At 67.7% G+C, this 15,444-nt stretch carries 13 protein-coding genes and 1 tRNA gene; 3 read left to right on the plus strand and 11 right to left on the minus strand.

Going from position 1 to position 15,444, the window contains the following annotated elements; genetic code table 11:
- Positions 1-11: 11 nt before the first annotated feature.
- Entirely contained in the window at positions 12-1,604 is a 1,593-nt protein-coding gene (secD, locus tag MF607_RS06635; protein ID WP_242116777.1) for a protein translocase subunit SecD, read from the minus strand.
- Positions 1,604-1,948: a preprotein translocase subunit YajC gene (gene yajC / locus MF607_RS06640; protein ID WP_056456166.1), complete on the minus strand. Its 345-nt coding sequence runs from the start codon at positions 1,946-1,948 to the stop codon at positions 1,604-1,606. The genes secD and yajC overlap by 1 nt, the downstream gene beginning before the upstream one ends.
- A 159-nt stretch (positions 1,949-2,107) precedes the next feature.
- Between yajC and MF607_RS06645 the strand changes: the two genes are divergently transcribed.
- Positions 2,108-2,184, plus strand: a tRNA-Pro gene (locus MF607_RS06645).
- Between the two features lie 27 nt (positions 2,185-2,211).
- Here MF607_RS06645 and MF607_RS06650 read toward each other — a convergent pair.
- From MF607_RS06650 to glmM, 7 genes are all read right to left on the minus strand, one after another.
- Complete coding sequence (locus MF607_RS06650) at positions 2,212-4,560, minus strand: hypothetical protein (protein WP_242116778.1); 2,349 nt, start codon at positions 4,558-4,560, stop codon at positions 2,212-2,214.
- Between the two features lie 22 nt (positions 4,561-4,582).
- Entirely contained in the window at positions 4,583-5,659 is a 1,077-nt protein-coding gene (gene folP / locus MF607_RS06655; RefSeq protein WP_431311910.1) for a dihydropteroate synthase, read from the minus strand.
- Positions 5,659-6,774, minus strand: coding sequence for a site-specific DNA-methyltransferase (locus MF607_RS06660; RefSeq protein WP_242116780.1), 1,116 nt, complete (start codon positions 6,772-6,774; stop codon positions 5,659-5,661). Before MF607_RS06660 ends, folP begins: the two co-directional genes overlap by 1 nt.
- A 320-nt stretch (positions 6,775-7,094) precedes the next feature.
- Positions 7,095-7,691 (minus strand): ribonuclease HII, encoded by a 597-nt coding sequence (gene rnhB, locus MF607_RS06665; protein WP_242116781.1) that lies wholly within the window; start codon positions 7,689-7,691, stop codon positions 7,095-7,097.
- Positions 7,684-8,838 (minus strand): bifunctional hydroxymethylpyrimidine kinase/phosphomethylpyrimidine kinase, encoded by a 1,155-nt coding sequence (gene thiD, locus MF607_RS06670; RefSeq protein ID WP_242116782.1) that lies wholly within the window; start codon positions 8,836-8,838, stop codon positions 7,684-7,686. Before thiD ends, rnhB begins: the two co-directional genes overlap by 8 nt.
- A 175-nt stretch (positions 8,839-9,013) precedes the next feature.
- Entirely contained in the window at positions 9,014-9,190 is a 177-nt protein-coding gene (locus MF607_RS06675) for a DUF1272 domain-containing protein (protein ID WP_242116783.1), read from the minus strand.
- Positions 9,190-10,533 (minus strand): phosphoglucosamine mutase, encoded by a 1,344-nt coding sequence (glmM, locus tag MF607_RS06680; protein ID WP_242116784.1) that lies wholly within the window; start codon positions 10,531-10,533, stop codon positions 9,190-9,192. The genes MF607_RS06675 and glmM overlap by 1 nt, the downstream gene beginning before the upstream one ends.
- Positions 10,534-10,604: 71 nt before the next feature.
- Here glmM and MF607_RS06685 point away from each other — a divergent pair, with 71 nt between their 5' ends.
- Positions 10,605-11,870, plus strand: coding sequence for a dicarboxylate/amino acid:cation symporter (locus tag MF607_RS06685; protein WP_242116785.1), 1,266 nt, complete (start codon positions 10,605-10,607; stop codon positions 11,868-11,870).
- A gap of 184 nt (positions 11,871-12,054) precedes the next feature.
- Here the strand turns inward: MF607_RS06685 and gorA are convergent, their stop codons facing one another.
- Positions 12,055-13,404, minus strand: coding sequence for a glutathione-disulfide reductase (gorA, locus tag MF607_RS06690; RefSeq protein WP_242116786.1), 1,350 nt, complete (start codon positions 13,402-13,404; stop codon positions 12,055-12,057).
- On the minus strand, positions 13,401-14,909 hold the full coding sequence (gene pgi / locus MF607_RS06695) for a glucose-6-phosphate isomerase (RefSeq protein WP_242116787.1): 1,509 nt from the start codon (positions 14,907-14,909) through the stop codon (positions 13,401-13,403). The genes gorA and pgi overlap by 4 nt, the downstream gene beginning before the upstream one ends.
- 158 nt (positions 14,910-15,067) lie before the next feature.
- Between pgi and MF607_RS06700 the strand changes: the two genes are divergently transcribed.
- On the plus strand, positions 15,068-15,331 hold the full coding sequence (locus MF607_RS06700) for a GIY-YIG nuclease family protein (protein WP_242116788.1): 264 nt from the start codon (positions 15,068-15,070) through the stop codon (positions 15,329-15,331).
- Positions 15,332-15,444 lie beyond the last annotated feature (113 nt).

The following is a 15,444-nucleotide window of genomic DNA, read 5'->3' on the forward strand; positions in this document are numbered from 1 at the left end:
ACGGCCGGGCCTTAAATATGGATGTCGGTCGGACGGTTGCGGCGCATCCATCCGGCGACCAGCATCCGCGTGAAGGTGACGGCGGTGAACACCGAGCTGGCGATGCCGAGCAGCAGCACGACCGCGAATCCGCGGATCGGGCCGGAACCGAGGATCAGCATGATCCCGCCGGCGATGGCGTGGGTCACGTTCGCCTCGAAGATGGTACGGCTCGCTTCCTTATAGCCCAGTTCGAGCGACTGGAGCACCGATCGGCCGCGCCGCCGTTCCTCGCGGATACGTTCGTTGATGAGCACGTTGGCATCGACCGCGGTACCGATGGTTAGCACGAAGCCGGCGATGCCGGGCAACGTCAGCGTCGCCTTCAGGAACGCCATGACCGCAAGGATCATCAGGATGTTCAGCACGACGGCGATCGTCGAGTAGATGCCGAACCGGCCATAGGTCATGACCATGAACGCGATGACCGCCACCGTGGCGATGATCGCGGCGGTGACGCCCGCCTTGATCGAATCGGCGCCCAGTTCGGGGCTGACGGTGCTTTCCTGCACGACGGTCAGGTCGACCGGCAGCTTGCCCGAGCGCAGTGCAATCGAAAGCTGATTGGCGCTGTCGACGGTGAAGCCACCGCTGATCGTCGCGCTGCCGCCGAGGATCGGTTCGTTGATGTTCGGCGCGGAAATGACCGAATTGTCGACGATGATCGCGAACGGCTTGCCGGTATTTTCCTGCGTCACTTTCGCGAAGCGGCGACCGCCTTCCGAATTGAAGTTGATCGTGACGTTGGGCTGACCGTTCTGGTCATAGGTCTGACGCGCATCGGCGAGCTGATCGCCCGAGATGATCGTCGAGCGCTTGACCGCAATCGGCGCACCCTGCGCCGGATAGGGCAGGATCTGGCTGCCGGCCGGTGCCTGTCCGCGCGCGACGGCGGCCGGATCGGCGGTCAGGTCGACCAGCTTGAATTCGAGCCGCGCGGTCTTGCCGAGCAAGTCCTTCAGCGCCTTCGGATCGGAAAGCCCCGGCACCTGCACGACGATGCGGTTGGTGCCCTGCTGGATGATCGTCGGTTCGCGCGTGCCCAGTTCGTCGATGCGGCGGCGCACGACCTCGGTCGCGTCCTTCATCGCATTCTCGACGGTCAGGCGCAAACCGGCCTGGGTCGGGGTCAGGACGAAGCGCGTGGTATCGCGCACCTCGATGTCCCATTCGCGCTGGCCGGTCATGCCGGCACCACCGCCGGTCAGGCTGAGCAGCTTCTCGCGCGCGGCATCGACCTGCGTCGCGTCGCGGACCATGAAGCTGATCTGTCCGCCCCGCGTCGAGATATCGCCGATGGCGACACGCGGCTGGCGACGCATCTCGGTCGCGATCCGCTCGCGCATCGCCTCGATCTGGGTCGCGGCGACGTCTTCGGTCTTCGCTTCGAGCAGGATGTAGCTGCCGCCCGCAAGGTCGAGGCCGAGATTGATCGTCTGCGACGCGTACCATGCAGGCAGCTTCGCCCGCATGGCTTCGGGCAGCAGGCTCGGCACCGCGAACAGCGACAACAGGATCACGGATGCCCAGATGGCGATCCGTTTCCAGCGCGGAAAGTCGAGCATCAGTCGTTCGCGGGCTTGGCGCCGGCGGGCGGCGTGACCTCGGCGATGGTCGCCTTGACCACGCGGACGCGGGTATTGGCGGCGATCTCGACCTCGACAAAGGTCTCCTCGACCTTGGTCACCTTGCCGATGATGCCGCCGGCGGTGACGACCTGGTCACCGCGCTTCACGGCAGCGATCGACGCTTGCAGCGTCTTCATCCGCTTCGACTGCGGACGGATCAGCAGGAAGTAGAAGGCGACGAAGATCAGCAGCAGCGGCGCGATGCCGATCAGCGTGCCGAGGAAACCACCCGATGCCGCGGGCGCGGCAGCGGACTGGGCAAAAGCGGAAGGTACGAGCATTGCTGGCCTGAATGTCCGAGATAGCGGACGCCGCGAACACGGCATCCTGTCAATTGCGGGCAGCTATCATCTGCACGGGTCGCACGCAACATTTGCCCGCTTGCACGCTTCGGGCTTGCATGGGCCGGAAACCCGGCCTAAAGGCACGCCCTCTCTGATCGGGGCGTAGCGCAGCCTGGTAGCGCATCACACTGGGGGTGTGGGGGTCGCAGGTTCGAATCCTGTCGCCCCGACCAGAGAGTTCGGGCGAATCGCCCTTCCCCTTATTTGGTCGGCATCTTCACCCGCAGCACCGCATCGGGCGCGTCGTGCAGCCGCAGGTAGAGCGCGTCCTGCGCCGCAGGCACTTCGACCGATCCGCCGACGAATCCGGCGGGCAGCGGCGTCGCATCCTTCATGTCCGGCGTCGTGCCGATCGCGGCGACGACGAACAGGTCGCGACCGCTGACCGTGCAGCGTTCGCGACACGCGGCCCCGCTCAGCACCGGCAGGCGGACCAGCGACCCCAGCGGCTGCCACGCCCCCGCCGCCCCGCCGCGCCATGGCCGGAAGCGCAACGCCCCCGCCGCCGCCGCACCGAACGCCGATTGCGGGGCGATCGTCGTCACCGCGATATCGTCGCCGACCCGCTGCACCGCCCCCGAGGCGATGGTCAGCCGCTTCGTCGTGTCGCCATTCGCGATCTCGACCCCGTCCTCACCACCACTTAGGCCCCCGGCGATCCGCGTCGAGAAGGTCAGCGTCGCCCCGGTCGGCACCAGCCCCTCGGGCAGTTCGATCGGCAGCGCACCCGTCGGCGTGTCATAGGCGACCCGGCGGTCGAGCAACGTCGCCACCGGCCGGGCCGGAGCGATCATCGCCGCCACCGTCGCCGTCCGCCCGTCGCGAAGCTGCACCGCAGCGTTCTCCCCCGCTTCGGCCAGCGGCTGTTCGCTGCTCAGGGTCAGGCGATCCCCCTCCCCGACGCGCGTGAGCGCGCCCGCCGCGAAGCGGGTGGCGCCGACCGTCAGCCCCGTCACCTGATCGAGCCGCGCCCCCTCCAGCACGCCCTCGCGGTCGCCGGCATGGATGGTGAAGCGATCGAGCCGGCTCGGTTCGGCACGTCCGGTCAGCGCGATCTGATCGGGCGCGACCGCGCCGAAGCGGACGACGGTCAACGCCAGCGCGCCGGGGCGGGTCTTGGCCAGCGGTAATGTCACATCGAGCGCATCGGGCGCGGCCGACTTCCACGTCAACGACCGACTGAGACCCGCTGCGTCGCGCAGCGTCAGTCCTGCAACGCACGCCGCCGCGCCGCCACGCAGGGTCAGCGGATGGTCGCGCCCGACGATCACCGTCGCATCGGGCTGCACCGTCCATGCCCCCGGCCCGTCGAGTTGCGCCGGCACGCGCGGACCGCTGAACGCATCGAAGCCCCAGCGTCCCTGCACCACCGCTTCGGTCACCGGCCCCGCCGCCTGTACCGCGCCGGTCGCCAGCACCAGCCCGCCGCGCTCGGCATCGGGGGTCAGTGGCAGTGTCGCCACCTTCCCATCGGCGCCCGTCACACGCAGCACCAGATCGCGCGCATAATCGGTCGCGAACAGCAGCGACGCATCGTCGAGCGGCAGCACGAGGTCGGGCCTGGCAAGGCAAAGCGCGCCGGGCGCCGCCGACCGCCACAAAGGCGGCGGCGCATCGCCGATCGGCGGTAGCGGCGCGACCAGCACCGATCGCGGATTCTGGAACGACGGCGCGCTGTTCAGTTGCAGGTGGATCGCCTGACCCTGCCCCAGCGCCAGGGCCGGAAGATATTGATATTGCGCGCTGCGAAACGCCCCGAACAGCCGCGCCAGATCGCGCGCAAGGCCGATATAGGGGCTGTAATAGCCCGCCCCGCCCTCGCGCGTCGCCGCCACCCGGTAGGCGAGGTCGACCGGGGCACCGGTCAGCGTCTCGGTCAGCGTCGCGCCGCGCTGCGCCTGCAATACCAGCGAATCGCGCTGCTGGGTCAGGCATGTCGCCTGCAACGCGCGCTGGCGCAGCAGGCAGTCGGCGTTGAGCTTGATCCGGAGCGCATCGGCGAGCACCGGCGCTGCAGTGGCGAGTCGTTCGGGCGCGCGCTCGCCGATCCGGCCGATCGCGCCGACGAACGCGTCCAGTCGTTGCCGGTCGAGCGATGCCTGATACAGATCCTGCGCCGCGCGGACGAACACGCCCGGCCGGCCCCGCACCGCGCCGCGCACCGCCGAAAAGCCGCCACCGGCTTCGGGGGCGAGGAACAGCAGCACCTGCTCGGCGCCCTCGGGCACCGTCACGGTCAGGACGTTCTTCTTCCGGTTCCACGTCTCGACCGAGAAGAACCAATCCTTGGGCGGCGGATTGGTCGCCCCGCGCAGAAAGGCGACGACCAGCAGATAGCGCGCCGCCTGATCGTCGGGCAGCAGCGCCTTCGCGGTCAGCGTGTCGCCGCCGCGCAGCGCCGGCACCGCCGCGACCGGCAGTTCGACGTCGCCGCGCCTGACCATGACCGACACGTCGGGACCGGCCAGATCGAAGCCATTTTGCTGCGCCTGCGCGGCATTGGCGAACAGCGCCGACAGCGCGGCGAGCAACAGGAGAACGCGAACCATGCGCGCCGCTATAGCGGACGCCTTATGGCGCGACCAAGGCAGCATCACGCAGGCCGCGCCAGACGCGGATCGCCTGCACCGTTTCGGCCACGTCATGCACCCGCACGATCTGCGCGCCACGCTCGACCCCGGCCAGCGCCAGCGCGACCGATCCGCCGAGGCGCTGGTCCGCCGCCGCCTCGTTCGACAGCGCGCCGATGATCCGCTTGCGACTGGCCCCCAGCAGCACCGGACAGCCAAGGCCATGGAACAGCGCCAGCCCGTTCACCAGCGCCAGATTGTCCGACAGCGCCTTGCCGAAGCCGATGCCGGGATCGACCACGATCTTCGCGCGATCGACCCCGGCGGCGACCACCGCCTCGACCCGCGCTTCCAGCCAGTCGAACACGTCGAGCAGCGGATTGCGATAGCCGTTTCCGCCATGCGGCCCCTGCGCCGGGGCGGGCGAATGCATCAGCACCACCGGGCAGCCGCTTGCGACCACGACGTCCAGCGCGCGCGGATCATAGGCCAGCGCGGCGACGTCGTTGACCAGATGCGCGCCCGCCGCCAGCGTCGCCTCCATCACCGCCGCCTTGCGCGTGTCGACCGAGATCGCGACCCCCGCCGCCGCCAGTCGCTCGACGACCGGCACGACGCGGGCGATCTCGTCGCCTTCCCACACCGTCGCCGCGCCGGGCTTGGTCGATTCGCCGCCCAGATCGATCAGCGCCGCGCCCGCCGCCGCCATCGCCACCCCGACCGCCGCCGCACCCGCCGGATTGTCGACATGCCGGCCGCCGTCGGAGAAACTGTCGGGCGTGACGTTGAGGATCGCCATCACCTGCGGCTGATCGAAGCGCACCACCCGCTCGCCGAGCGTCAGCGGAGCACGCGACGTCGTGATCCGCCGATGCAACAGCCGCGCGCGCTCGGCCTTCTCCAAAGGCAGGCCCGCCGCCCACGCATCGAAGCCGGCGACCGGCACGACCGTCCGCCCGCCACCGCGTTCGCGTACCTCATAGGCCGCGAACCACAGCATCCCGCCCGCCAGTCGCGCCACGCTGCCATCGGGCAACCCGACCGGTGTGTCGACGAAGCGGACCGGCCGCAGATACATCAGGGCTGAGTCGCGAGCAGCCATTGCTGGCGCAGTGCATCGACCGGGGTCAGCCCGTTCGGCCCCTCGCTATGCCAGAAGGTCCAGCCATTGCACGACGGCGCATTCTGCAACGTCGAACCGAGCTTGTGGATCGACCCCGCCGTGCCGCAGTCGGACAGCAGCGACCCATCGGCCAGCACCGTCGCGCGGAACCGGCGCTTGGCATCGGTGACGACCGATCCGGCTGGCAACAGGCCGTTTTCGACCAGCACGCCGAACGCCACGCGCGGCGGCTTGGTCGGGGCGCGCATCGCCCGGATCGCCGATTCGTCGAGCGGCAGTGCCGCCTCGATCCGCGCCGTCGCCGCCTCGACATAGGTCGCGTCGCGCTCGATGCCGATGAAGTGCCGCCCCAGCCGCTTGGCGACCGCCCCGGTCGTGCCGGTGCCGAAGAACGGGTCGAGCACGACATCACCAGGATTGGTCGATGCCAGCAGCACGCGGTACAGCAGCGCCTCGGGCTTCTGCGTCGGATGGACCTTCGTCCCGTCCTTGCGCAGCCGCTCCGGCCCGCCGCAGATCGGGAATTCCCAATCCGACCGCATCTGCAGTTCGTCGTTCAGCGTCTTCATCTGCCGATAGTTGAAGGTGTAGCGCGCCTTTTCGCCCATCGATGCCCAGATCATCGTCTCATGCGCGTTGGTAAAGCGTGTGCCCTTGAAATTGGGCATCGGGTTCGACTTGCGCCACACGATGTCGTTCAGGATCCAGAAGCCCTGGTCCTGCACGATCGACCCGACGCGGTAGATATTGTGATAGCTGCCGATGACCCAGATCGTGCCGGCGGGCTTAAGGATGCGGCGCGCCTCGCCCAGCCAGTCGCGGGTGAACTTGTCATAGGCGGCGAAGCTGTCGAACTTGTCCCAATCATCGTCGACCGCATCGACCTGGCTACCATCGGGACGCAGCAGGTCACCGCCAAGTTGCAGGTTGTAGGGCGGGTCGGCGAAGATGCAGTCGATCGACTTGGCCGGCAGCGAGCGCATCGCGTCGATGCAATCGTCCATCAGGATCCGGTCGAGCGGCAGCGTCACCGTCTTGGGCGCCTTTGCCCGGATTTTCGTCGCTACCATCGTCGCCAGTCCCCCTTGAATCGGCTCCATTTCGGGGAATCAGCGAGTCGCGGTCAAGCGGAAATGCTTGACTCTTGTGGTTTGGTAGATTCGTTCCGGCGACGAATCGAGTCGCCGAAGGGCAGATATTGAGTCTGTCGAACGCACCCGGACTCAACATCTGGTAGCCATCGGTTCGTCGCAAATCCTCCCCGGCACGGGGAGGGGGACCGCCGCGACGCGGTGGTGGAGGGGGATCGCGGCATACGGAGCCGTTGCGTTGCACCGACAGCCCCCTCCACCAGCTTCGCTGGTCCCCCTCCCCGCGGAGCGGGGAGGAATTAAAGCGCCAAACACATCTGCGCGACCGGTGCGAAACTGCGCCGATGCAGCGGCGTCGGCCCGAGCGTCCGCAGCGCGTCCAAATGCACCTTCGCGCCATAGCCCTTGTTCGACGCCCAGCCATAGCCCGGATGCAGCGCATCGGCTTCGACCATCATCGCGTCGCGCGTCTGCTTGGCGACGATCGACGCCGCCGCGATCGACAGGCTGATCGCGTCGCCGCCGATCACCGCGACGCTGGGATGACTCCATTTCGGGCAGCGATTGCCGTCGACCAGCACCATGCCGCACGCCATCCCCAGCGCATCGACGGCGCGTTCCATCGCCAGCATCGTCGCCCACAGGATGTTGAGCCGGTCGATCTCCTCGACGCTCGCGATACCGACACCGACGGTCGCGCAATCGAGCAATCGCGCGTGCAGATCGGCGCGCCGCTTCGCACTCAACTGCTTCGAATCGTTGAGGCCATCCGGAATGCAATCGCGGTCGAGCACTACCGCCGCCGCGACGACCGGCCCGGCGAGCGGCCCGCGCCCGGCTTCGTCCACCCCCGCCACCGGCCCGACATGGCGCGCCTCGTGGCTCCAGTCAGGCATCGGCGATGCGCCACGGCGGATAGCGCCGCATCTCGCCCGCCTGATACAGGCAGACCTCGTTGCCCGCCGGATCGAACAGTCGCGCCTCGCGCCAGCCCCAGGGGCGGTCGACCGGTTCCTGTGCGAAGGACACGCCTTGCCCCTTCAGATAGGGCACGATCACGTCAAGGTCGCCGACCTCGAAATAGACCGCCGGCACCTTGCGTTCCTCGGTCATCTCGATCGAAAAGGTCGCCCCGCCCTCGGTCTCGAAACGGGCATAGCGGCGGCTGGAGCGGACGATGGGTTTGAGGCCGAGCAGGCGATAGAAATACTCGCTGGCCGGCACGTCGCTCGCGGGCACCGTCACCTGATTGAGCATCGGCGACCAGCGCGACTGGTTGAGGTCGAGCCGCACGTCCTGCTGCGCCATCGGCCCCGCACCGCGCCCCAGTTCCTCGGCGCCCTGCATCGCGATCCGCACGAAGCTGCGCGCCCGGCCGATCGCCTCGGCCAGCGTCCATTCCTTCGCCAGTTCGCAGGCGATGGCGGTCGACAAAGTGCAGCCGGTGCCATGCGTCGCCATGCCGTCGACGCGCGGCGCCGACCATTCGACCAGCGGCGCGGTGCCGCCCTTGCGCTGGTGCAGGCGGTCGATCACCACCTCGCCCTCGCCATGGCCACCCTTTTCGAGCAGCGCGCAGCCATGATCCAGCACCGTATCGGCCCCGCCCAGCGCCGCCAGCTCGAGCAGGTTGGGCGTGGCGACCGTCGCCACCGCCATCAGCCGTTCGAACGCCGCGACCGTCGCCTCGTCGGCGAGCCGCGCGCCACTGGTCGCGATCATGACGGGATCGAACACGACCGGAATGCCGCGCAACTCGCGCAACCGGTCGGCCAGTGCATGGGCGGTGCGCGCCGATCCGATCATGCCGATCTTGACCGCGTCGACGCCGATGTCGCGGACCACCGCGTCGATCTGCGCCATCACCATGTCGGTCGGCACCGGATGGACGGCATCGACGCCCAGCGTGTTCTGCGCGGTGATCGCGGTGATCGCGGTCATGGCGTGACAGCCGAGCATCGTCGCGGTCTTGATATCCGCCTGGATACCGGCGCCGCCACCGGAGTCGGAACCGGCGACGATCAGGATGCGGGGCGTGGTCATGTCGGTGGCGTTAGCATGACCGGAGCGGAGAGCAAGTTCCTCCCCGCCTGCGGGGAGGGGGACCGTCCGCGCAGCGGATGGTGGAGGGGGATCGGCGGCGCAACGCAACGGCTCCGTATGCGCCCCCCCCCCCTCCACCAGCTTCGCTGGTCCCCCTCCCCGTGCCGGGGAGAATTTATTTGCGGCGCGTCGGCCGATCGACCAGTTCGCCCCGACAATTCGGGCACACCTCATCAAGTTCGTCGGCGCAATCCGCGCAAAAGGTGCATTCGTGCGAACAGATGAACGCGCCATGCGCCGCCGCCGGCAGCGACGCATCGCAGCGTTCGCACTTGGGCTTCATCTCCAGCATCAGGCAGCCGCCTGCCGCACCGCGTCGCAGATGCGGTCGACGACCTGCTCGACCTGGCCCCGGTCGTCGCCCTCGGCCATCACCCGGATCACCGGCTCGGTCCCCGATGCGCGGAGAACCAGCCGCCCGCGTCCCGCAAGTTCCGCCTCGACGCCCGCGACGACGTCCTTGACCCGCGGATCGTCGAGCGGCTTGCCGCCGGCGAAGCGGACATTCTTGAGCAATTGCGGCAACGGGTCGAAACGGTGCAACACCTCGCTCGCCGGCGCGCCCGCGCGCTGCACTTCGGCCAGCACCTGCAACGCCGCGACCAGCCCGTCGCCGGTCGTCGCATAGTCCGACAGGATGATATGCCCCGACTGCTCGCCGCCGACATTATAGCCCGAGGTCCGCATTTTTTCGAGGACGTGCCGATCGCCGACCGCGGTGCGCACCAGCCCCAGCCCCTGCGCCGAGAGATGGCGTTCGAGGCCGAGGTTCGACATGACCGTCGCGACCAGCCCGCCGCCCTTCAACCGGCCGGCCCGCGCCCAGCTGGCGGCGATCGTCGCCATCAACTGGTCGCCATCGATCACCCGCCCCGCTTCGTCGACGACGATCAGCCGGTCGGCATCGCCGTCCAGCGCGATGCCGATCTGCGCGCCCGACGCCACCACCGTTTCCGACAGGAGCTGCGGCGCGGTCGATCCGACGCGGTCGTTGATGTTCTTGCCATCGGGGGTCACGCCGATCGCGATCACCTCCGCCCCCAATTCCCACAGCGCGGCCGGCGCGACATTATAGGCGGCACCATTGGCGCAATCGAGCACCAGCTTCATCCCGTCGAGCCGAAGGTTCTCGGGAAAGGTCGCCTTGGCGAAATGGATATAGCGGCCGCGCGCGTCCTCGATCCGCTTGGCGCGGCCGATATCGCCGGGTGCCGACAGTTCGATCTCGTCGCTATCGATCAACGCCTCGATCGCCAGTTCGTCGGCATCGGACAGCTTGTACCCGTCCGGCCCGAACAGCTTGATGCCATTGTCGTGGAACGGATTATGGCTGGCGGAGATCATCACGCCCATATCGGCGCGCATCGAATGGGTCAGCATCGCCACCGCCGGCGTCGGCATCGGCCCGACCAGCACCACGTCCATCCCGACCGAAGTGAAGCCCGCGACCATCGCGTTTTCGAGCATATAGCCCGACAGCCGCGTGTCCTTGCCGATCACCACGCGGTGACGATGATCGCCGCGCCGGAAATGCGCGCCCGCCGCCATGCCGATCCGCATCGCCATCTCGGCGGTCATCGGCTTGCTGTTGGTCAGCCCGCGTATACCGTCGGTGCCGAAATATTTCCTTGCCATCGTGCCATACGCCTTCAGGTTGAGCCTTTGCGTGGCGCGGCTATTACCGCCACTTTGTTAAAAGGGCGAGCATGTCGCAAGCGACACGAATATTGGCGGGATTGGGCGCAGGGCTGGCGCTGGGCATCGGGCTGGCCGCGCAATCGCCAGACACCGCATTGTCGGGCATCGCCATCGCCGAACCGATCGGGACCGCATGGCTGAACGCGCTGCGCATGACCATCGTGCCGCTGGTGGTGGCGCTGCTCATCACCGGCATCGCCCAGACGGCGGAGGCGGCGCGGGCAGGCCGGATCGCGACCCGGTCGCTGTTGCTGTTCATCGTCATCCTGTGGACATCGTCGGCCCTCGGCGCGCTGGTCACGCTGTCGCTGCTCGATCTGTTTCCCTTGGGCGAGACCGCCGCACAAGCGTTGCGCGCGACGTTCGGCACCGCCGCTCCGGCGGCAAAGGTGCCGCCCTTCACCGACTTCCTCGTCGCGATCGTCCCGACCAATCCGGTATCGGCGGCGGCCAACGACCAGTTCCTGCCGCTGATCCTGTTCACGCTCGTCTTCGGCTTCGCGATGACGCGGCTGCCGCAGGACAATCGCCATGTGCTGGTACGGCTGTTTCAGGCGATCGCCGACACGATGCTGATCGTCATCAACTGGGTGTTGTGGCTGGGGCCGATCGGCGTGTTCGCGCTCGGCTATGTCGTGGGGGCGCGGGCCGGGACCGCCGCCTTCGGGGCGCTGGTCCATTATGTGCTGGTGCTGATGACGGTGGGGCTGTCGATATGGCTGCTCGCCTATCCGCTTGCGCGGTTCGGCGGGCGGGTGTCGATCGCGCGCTTCCTGAAAGGGACCGCGCCGGCACAGGCGGTGGCGATCTCGACGCAAAGCTCGCTCGCCTCGCTGCCGGCGATGCTGAAGGGGTCGGGCGACCTCGGCGTGCCGGTGGCGACGTCGGGCGTGGTGCTGCCGATGGCGGTGGCGCTGTTCCGGGCGACCGGGCCGGCAATGAACCTCGGCGTCGCGCTGTACGTCGCGCATGTGTTCGGCGTACCGCTGGGCGCCGGGCAGATCGCGGCGGGGATCGCGGCGGGGGCGATCACGACGATGGGCGCGGCCAGCCTGCCGGGGCAGATCAGCTTCGTTTCGTCGATCGCGCCGATCGCGGTGGCGATGGGCGTGCCGGTCGAGCCGCTCGCCCTGCTGGTCGCGGTCGAGACGCTGCCCGATATCGTCCGGACGCTCGGCAATGTGACGATGAACGTCGCGGTGACGACGGTGATCGGCGAGCGGGTTGGCGGGGAACGGGTATCCGAAGCGGACGCGATATTGGCGGACGACTAACTCCTCCCCGCTCCGCGGGGAGGGGGACCAGCCGCAGGCTGGTGGAGGGGGATCGCGGCGCAACGCAACCGTGCCGTATGCGGACACCCCCCTCCACCAGCCTTTGGCTGGTCCCCCTCCCCATGAAATGGGGAGGATTTGGCGTTCCGCTCGCGGCAGCGGGCCGGAACGCCCCACCACTACACTACTTCATCAACACCAGTTCTTCGGCCATGGTCGGGTGCAGCGCCACGGTCTGGTCGAACTGCTCCTTGGTCAGTCCGGCCTTCACGGCGATCGCCGCCGCCTGCAGGATTTCCGGCGCATCGGGTCCGATCATGTGCAGCCCGACGATCCGCCCGGTCACGTCGTCACAGATCATCTTGTACAACGCGCGTTCGTTGCGCCCGGCCAGCACGTTCTTCATCGGGCGGAAGTCGGACAGATAGACCTTCACCGATCCCAGCTTCGACTTGGCCTCGCCCTCGGTCATGCCGACGCCCGCCATCGGCGGATGGCTGAACACCGCGCTCGGAATACAGTCGTAATCGACCGTCACGTCCTTGCCGCCATAGGTCCGGTCGGCAAAGGCCTGCCCCTCGCGGATCGCAACCGGGGTCAGCTGCACCCGGTTGGTGACGTCGCCGACCGCATAGATGGACGGGCAGGTCGATTGCGCTTGGTCGTTGACCTTCACCGCGCCCTTGTCGTCCAGCTCGACGCCCGCCGACTCCAGCCCCAGCCCTTCAGTATTGGGGACGCGGCCGGTCGCGAACATCACCATGTCGACCGTCACCGGCTCATGGTTCGACATCTTGACCGTCAGACAGCCGTCGGCGCCCTTCTCGATCCCCTCGAACTCGGCGTGGAAGCGGAATTCGATCCCCTTGGTCATCGAAATCTGCAGCAACCGGTCGCGGATCGATTCGTCATAGCCGCGCAGGATCACGTCGGTACGGTTGATGAGGATGACGTGCGCGCCGAACTGGTGGAACACACCCGCGAACTCGTTGGCGATATAGCCCGCACCGGCGATAAGGATGCGCTTCGGGATCGCGTCGAGATGAAACGCCTCGTTCGAGGTGATGCCATGTTCGTGCCCCGGACAGGACGGCACCGCCGGCTTGGCCCCGACCGCGATCAGGATACGCTCGGCGGTTACTTCGCGTCCGCTCGACAGCTTTACCGAATGCGGTCCGGTCACCGTCGCGCGCTCGTGAAGGATCTCGACGCCGTGATTTTCCAGCGTGCTGGTATAGGCGCCGTTGATCCGGTCGACCTCGCTCAGGACATTGTCGCGCAGCCGGGGCCAGGAGAAGTCGCATTGCGGCGGGACGTCCCATCCGAACGCATTCGCATCGCGCAGATCCTCGGCGAAATGCGCGCCATAGACCAGCAGCTTCTTCGGCACGCAGCCGCGGATGACGCAGGTACCGCCGACGCGATACTCCTCCGCCACCGCGACTTTCGCGCCATGCGCCGCCGATACGCGGGCGGCGCGGGTGCCGCCCGATCCCGCGCCGATGACGAAAAGGTCGTAGTCGTAATCGCTCATGCGAGTCCTGCCCGTGCCAGAAGGTCGTTGGTCGACGCATCGAACGTCTGACCACCGCGATCGGCTGCCTTCGCCATTTCCTTGCCTAGCTCGACGCCGAACTGGTCGAACGGATTGATGCCGAGCAGCGCCGCGTTCACGAACGTCCGCGCCTCGTAAAAGGCGATCAGCGCGCCGAGACTGCGGGCGTCGAGGTCTTTCAGCAGGATCGTCGACGACGGCCGGTCGCCGGCATAGGCACGCGCCGGATCGTCATTATGCTTGCCCGCCATCAGCGCCGCGCCCTGTGCGAAGGCGTTGAGCAGCAGCTGCCGGTGATGACCGGGGTCGAGCGTATCGCCCGCCTCGATCACCGCGACGAATTCCAGCGGCACGATCCGCGTCCCCTGATGCAGCAGCTGGAACACCGCATGCTGCGCGTCGGTGCCGACCCCGCCCCAGGTGATCGCCGCCGAATTGCGGCCCAGCGGCTCGCCCGCCGCCGTCACCGACTTGCCGTTCGATTCCATTTCGAGCTGCTGCAGATAGGAGGGCAGCAATCGCAGCCGCTCGTCATAGGCAAAGGTCGCCCGCGTCTCGAGGCCCATGACCTGCGAATAATAGAGGTCGGCGAAGGCGGCGAGTACCGGCGCATTCTTCGTAAGGTCGGCAAGGCGGAAATGGCGGTCCATCTCGGCCGCGCCTTCCAGCAATTCCTCATAGGCCTGGAAACCCAGCGCCAGTGCGAACGGGAAGCCGATCGACGACCACAGCGAATAGCGCCCGCCGACACTCTCGGCAAAGGGCAGCACGCGGGTTTCGTCGACGCCCCATTCCACCGCTTTGTCGGGCGCGGCGGTCAGCGCGATCACCCGGCCATAGGGGTCCTCGACCCCGCCCTCGCTCATCCATGCCAGCGCCGATGCCGCGTTCAGCATCGTCTCGGTGGTGGTGAAGGTCTTGGACGCGACGACCAGCAGTGTGGCGGCGGGGTCGAAGCCCTTGAGCGCTTCCTCCATCGCCACGCCGTCGACGTTGGACACGATCGCGACGTCGTACTTGTCCTCGTCCCGGCCCAGCGCGTCGAAGATCAGGTCGGGGCCGAGCGCCGACCCGCCGATGCCGACATGCAGGATGTGGCGGACCGGACCGAAGGCATCGGCCTCGATCGCGTCGATAACCTGCCGCATCCGCGCCTGAAATCCGCGCGCCTGCGCGACGTCTTCCGGGTTCCCCTCGCCACGCTCGGCGGTGTGCGTCGCGGCGCGCCCTTCGGTGACGTTGACGACCTGCCCGCTGAACAGCGCGTCGCGCTTTGCGGCAAGCTCCATCGTCGCAGCAAGGCCGGTGAACGCCTGCAGCGCGGCATCGTCGAGATGCGTCTTGGCAAAGTCGAAATGGATGCCGCCGACATCGAGGGTCAGCTTGCCCAGCCGGTCGGGGTCCTGCCCGAACAGCTCGGTCAGTCTGGTTTGCTTCAGCGCTTCGATCGCGGACCAGTCCTGCATCGCCATATCATCCCTCATCTGCCGTCGGTTGCCTTGCCCGATGCCCTAGGGCGGATGACGGGGGGAGGTCCAGCACGATCAGAACGCCTTCGCCCCAAACGTCATGCCAGCGCAGGCTGGCATCTCCCTCCGCATCACGATACGCCCTACCGATGCGCGGCGGCTGAACTTACATCATGGCGAACCGCCCGTTCGGCATGACCTATGTCGGCGTAACGTCCAACCTTGCCGCCCGCGTTTGGCAGCACCGGCGGGACGAAGGCTCAGCCTATTGCCGGAAGTACGGGATCAAGACGTTGGTCCTTGCGGAACGTCACGACGACATTGAAACCGCGATTCGGCGGGAAAAGGCGATGAAGGCCTGGCGGTCGGAATGGAAGCATCGGTTGATCGCGGAGTCCAATCCGGAATGGCGGGATTTGTTCGACGACATCGTTTGAGTCGAGAGAGACCCCAGCCTGCGCTGGGGTGACCTACGGGGCTATGCGTCCTCCCAACCTACGTCGCCCCAGCGCAGCTGGGGTCTCCCGCGACTCTAGCTCGGCCCCTCGCC

This window comes from Sphingomonas lacusdianchii, assembly GCF_022664395.1.
GTDB classification, from domain to species: domain Bacteria; phylum Pseudomonadota; class Alphaproteobacteria; order Sphingomonadales; family Sphingomonadaceae; genus Sphingomonas; species Sphingomonas lacusdianchii.

Excerpts from the sequence above, each read along its gene's own strand:
- MF607_RS06685 (WP_242116785.1), top strand. The coding sequence starts at position 10,605 with ATGTCGCAAGCGACACGAATATTGGCGGGATTGGGCGCAGGGCTGGCG.
- yajC (WP_056456166.1), bottom strand. The coding sequence starts at position 1,948 with ATGCTCGTACCTTCCGCTTTTGCCCAGTCCGCTGCCGCGCCCGCGGCA.
- pgi (WP_242116787.1), bottom strand. The coding sequence starts at position 14,909 with ATGAGGGATGATATGGCGATGCAGGACTGGTCCGCGATCGAAGCGCTG.
- MF607_RS06675 (WP_242116783.1), bottom strand. The coding sequence starts at position 9,190 with ATGCTGGAGATGAAGCCCAAGTGCGAACGCTGCGATGCGTCGCTGCCG.
- MF607_RS06700 (WP_242116788.1), top strand. The coding sequence starts at position 15,068 with ATGGCGAACCGCCCGTTCGGCATGACCTATGTCGGCGTAACGTCCAAC.
- folP (WP_431311910.1), bottom strand. The coding sequence starts at position 5,659 with ATGTATCTGCGGCCGGTCCGCTTCGTCGACACACCGGTCGGGTTGCCC.
- secD (WP_242116777.1), bottom strand. The coding sequence starts at position 1,604 with ATGCTCGACTTTCCGCGCTGGAAACGGATCGCCATCTGGGCATCCGTG.
- rnhB (WP_242116781.1), bottom strand. The coding sequence starts at position 7,691 with ATGCCTGACTGGAGCCACGAGGCGCGCCATGTCGGGCCGGTGGCGGGG.
- thiD (WP_242116782.1), bottom strand. The coding sequence starts at position 8,838 with ATGACCACGCCCCGCATCCTGATCGTCGCCGGTTCCGACTCCGGTGGC.
- MF607_RS06650 (WP_242116778.1), bottom strand. The coding sequence starts at position 4,560 with ATGGTTCGCGTTCTCCTGTTGCTCGCCGCGCTGTCGGCGCTGTTCGCC.
- gorA (WP_242116786.1), bottom strand. The coding sequence starts at position 13,404 with ATGAGCGATTACGACTACGACCTTTTCGTCATCGGCGCGGGATCGGGC.
- MF607_RS06660 (WP_242116780.1), bottom strand. The coding sequence starts at position 6,774 with ATGGTAGCGACGAAAATCCGGGCAAAGGCGCCCAAGACGGTGACGCTG.
- glmM (WP_242116784.1), bottom strand. The coding sequence starts at position 10,533 with ATGGCAAGGAAATATTTCGGCACCGACGGTATACGCGGGCTGACCAAC.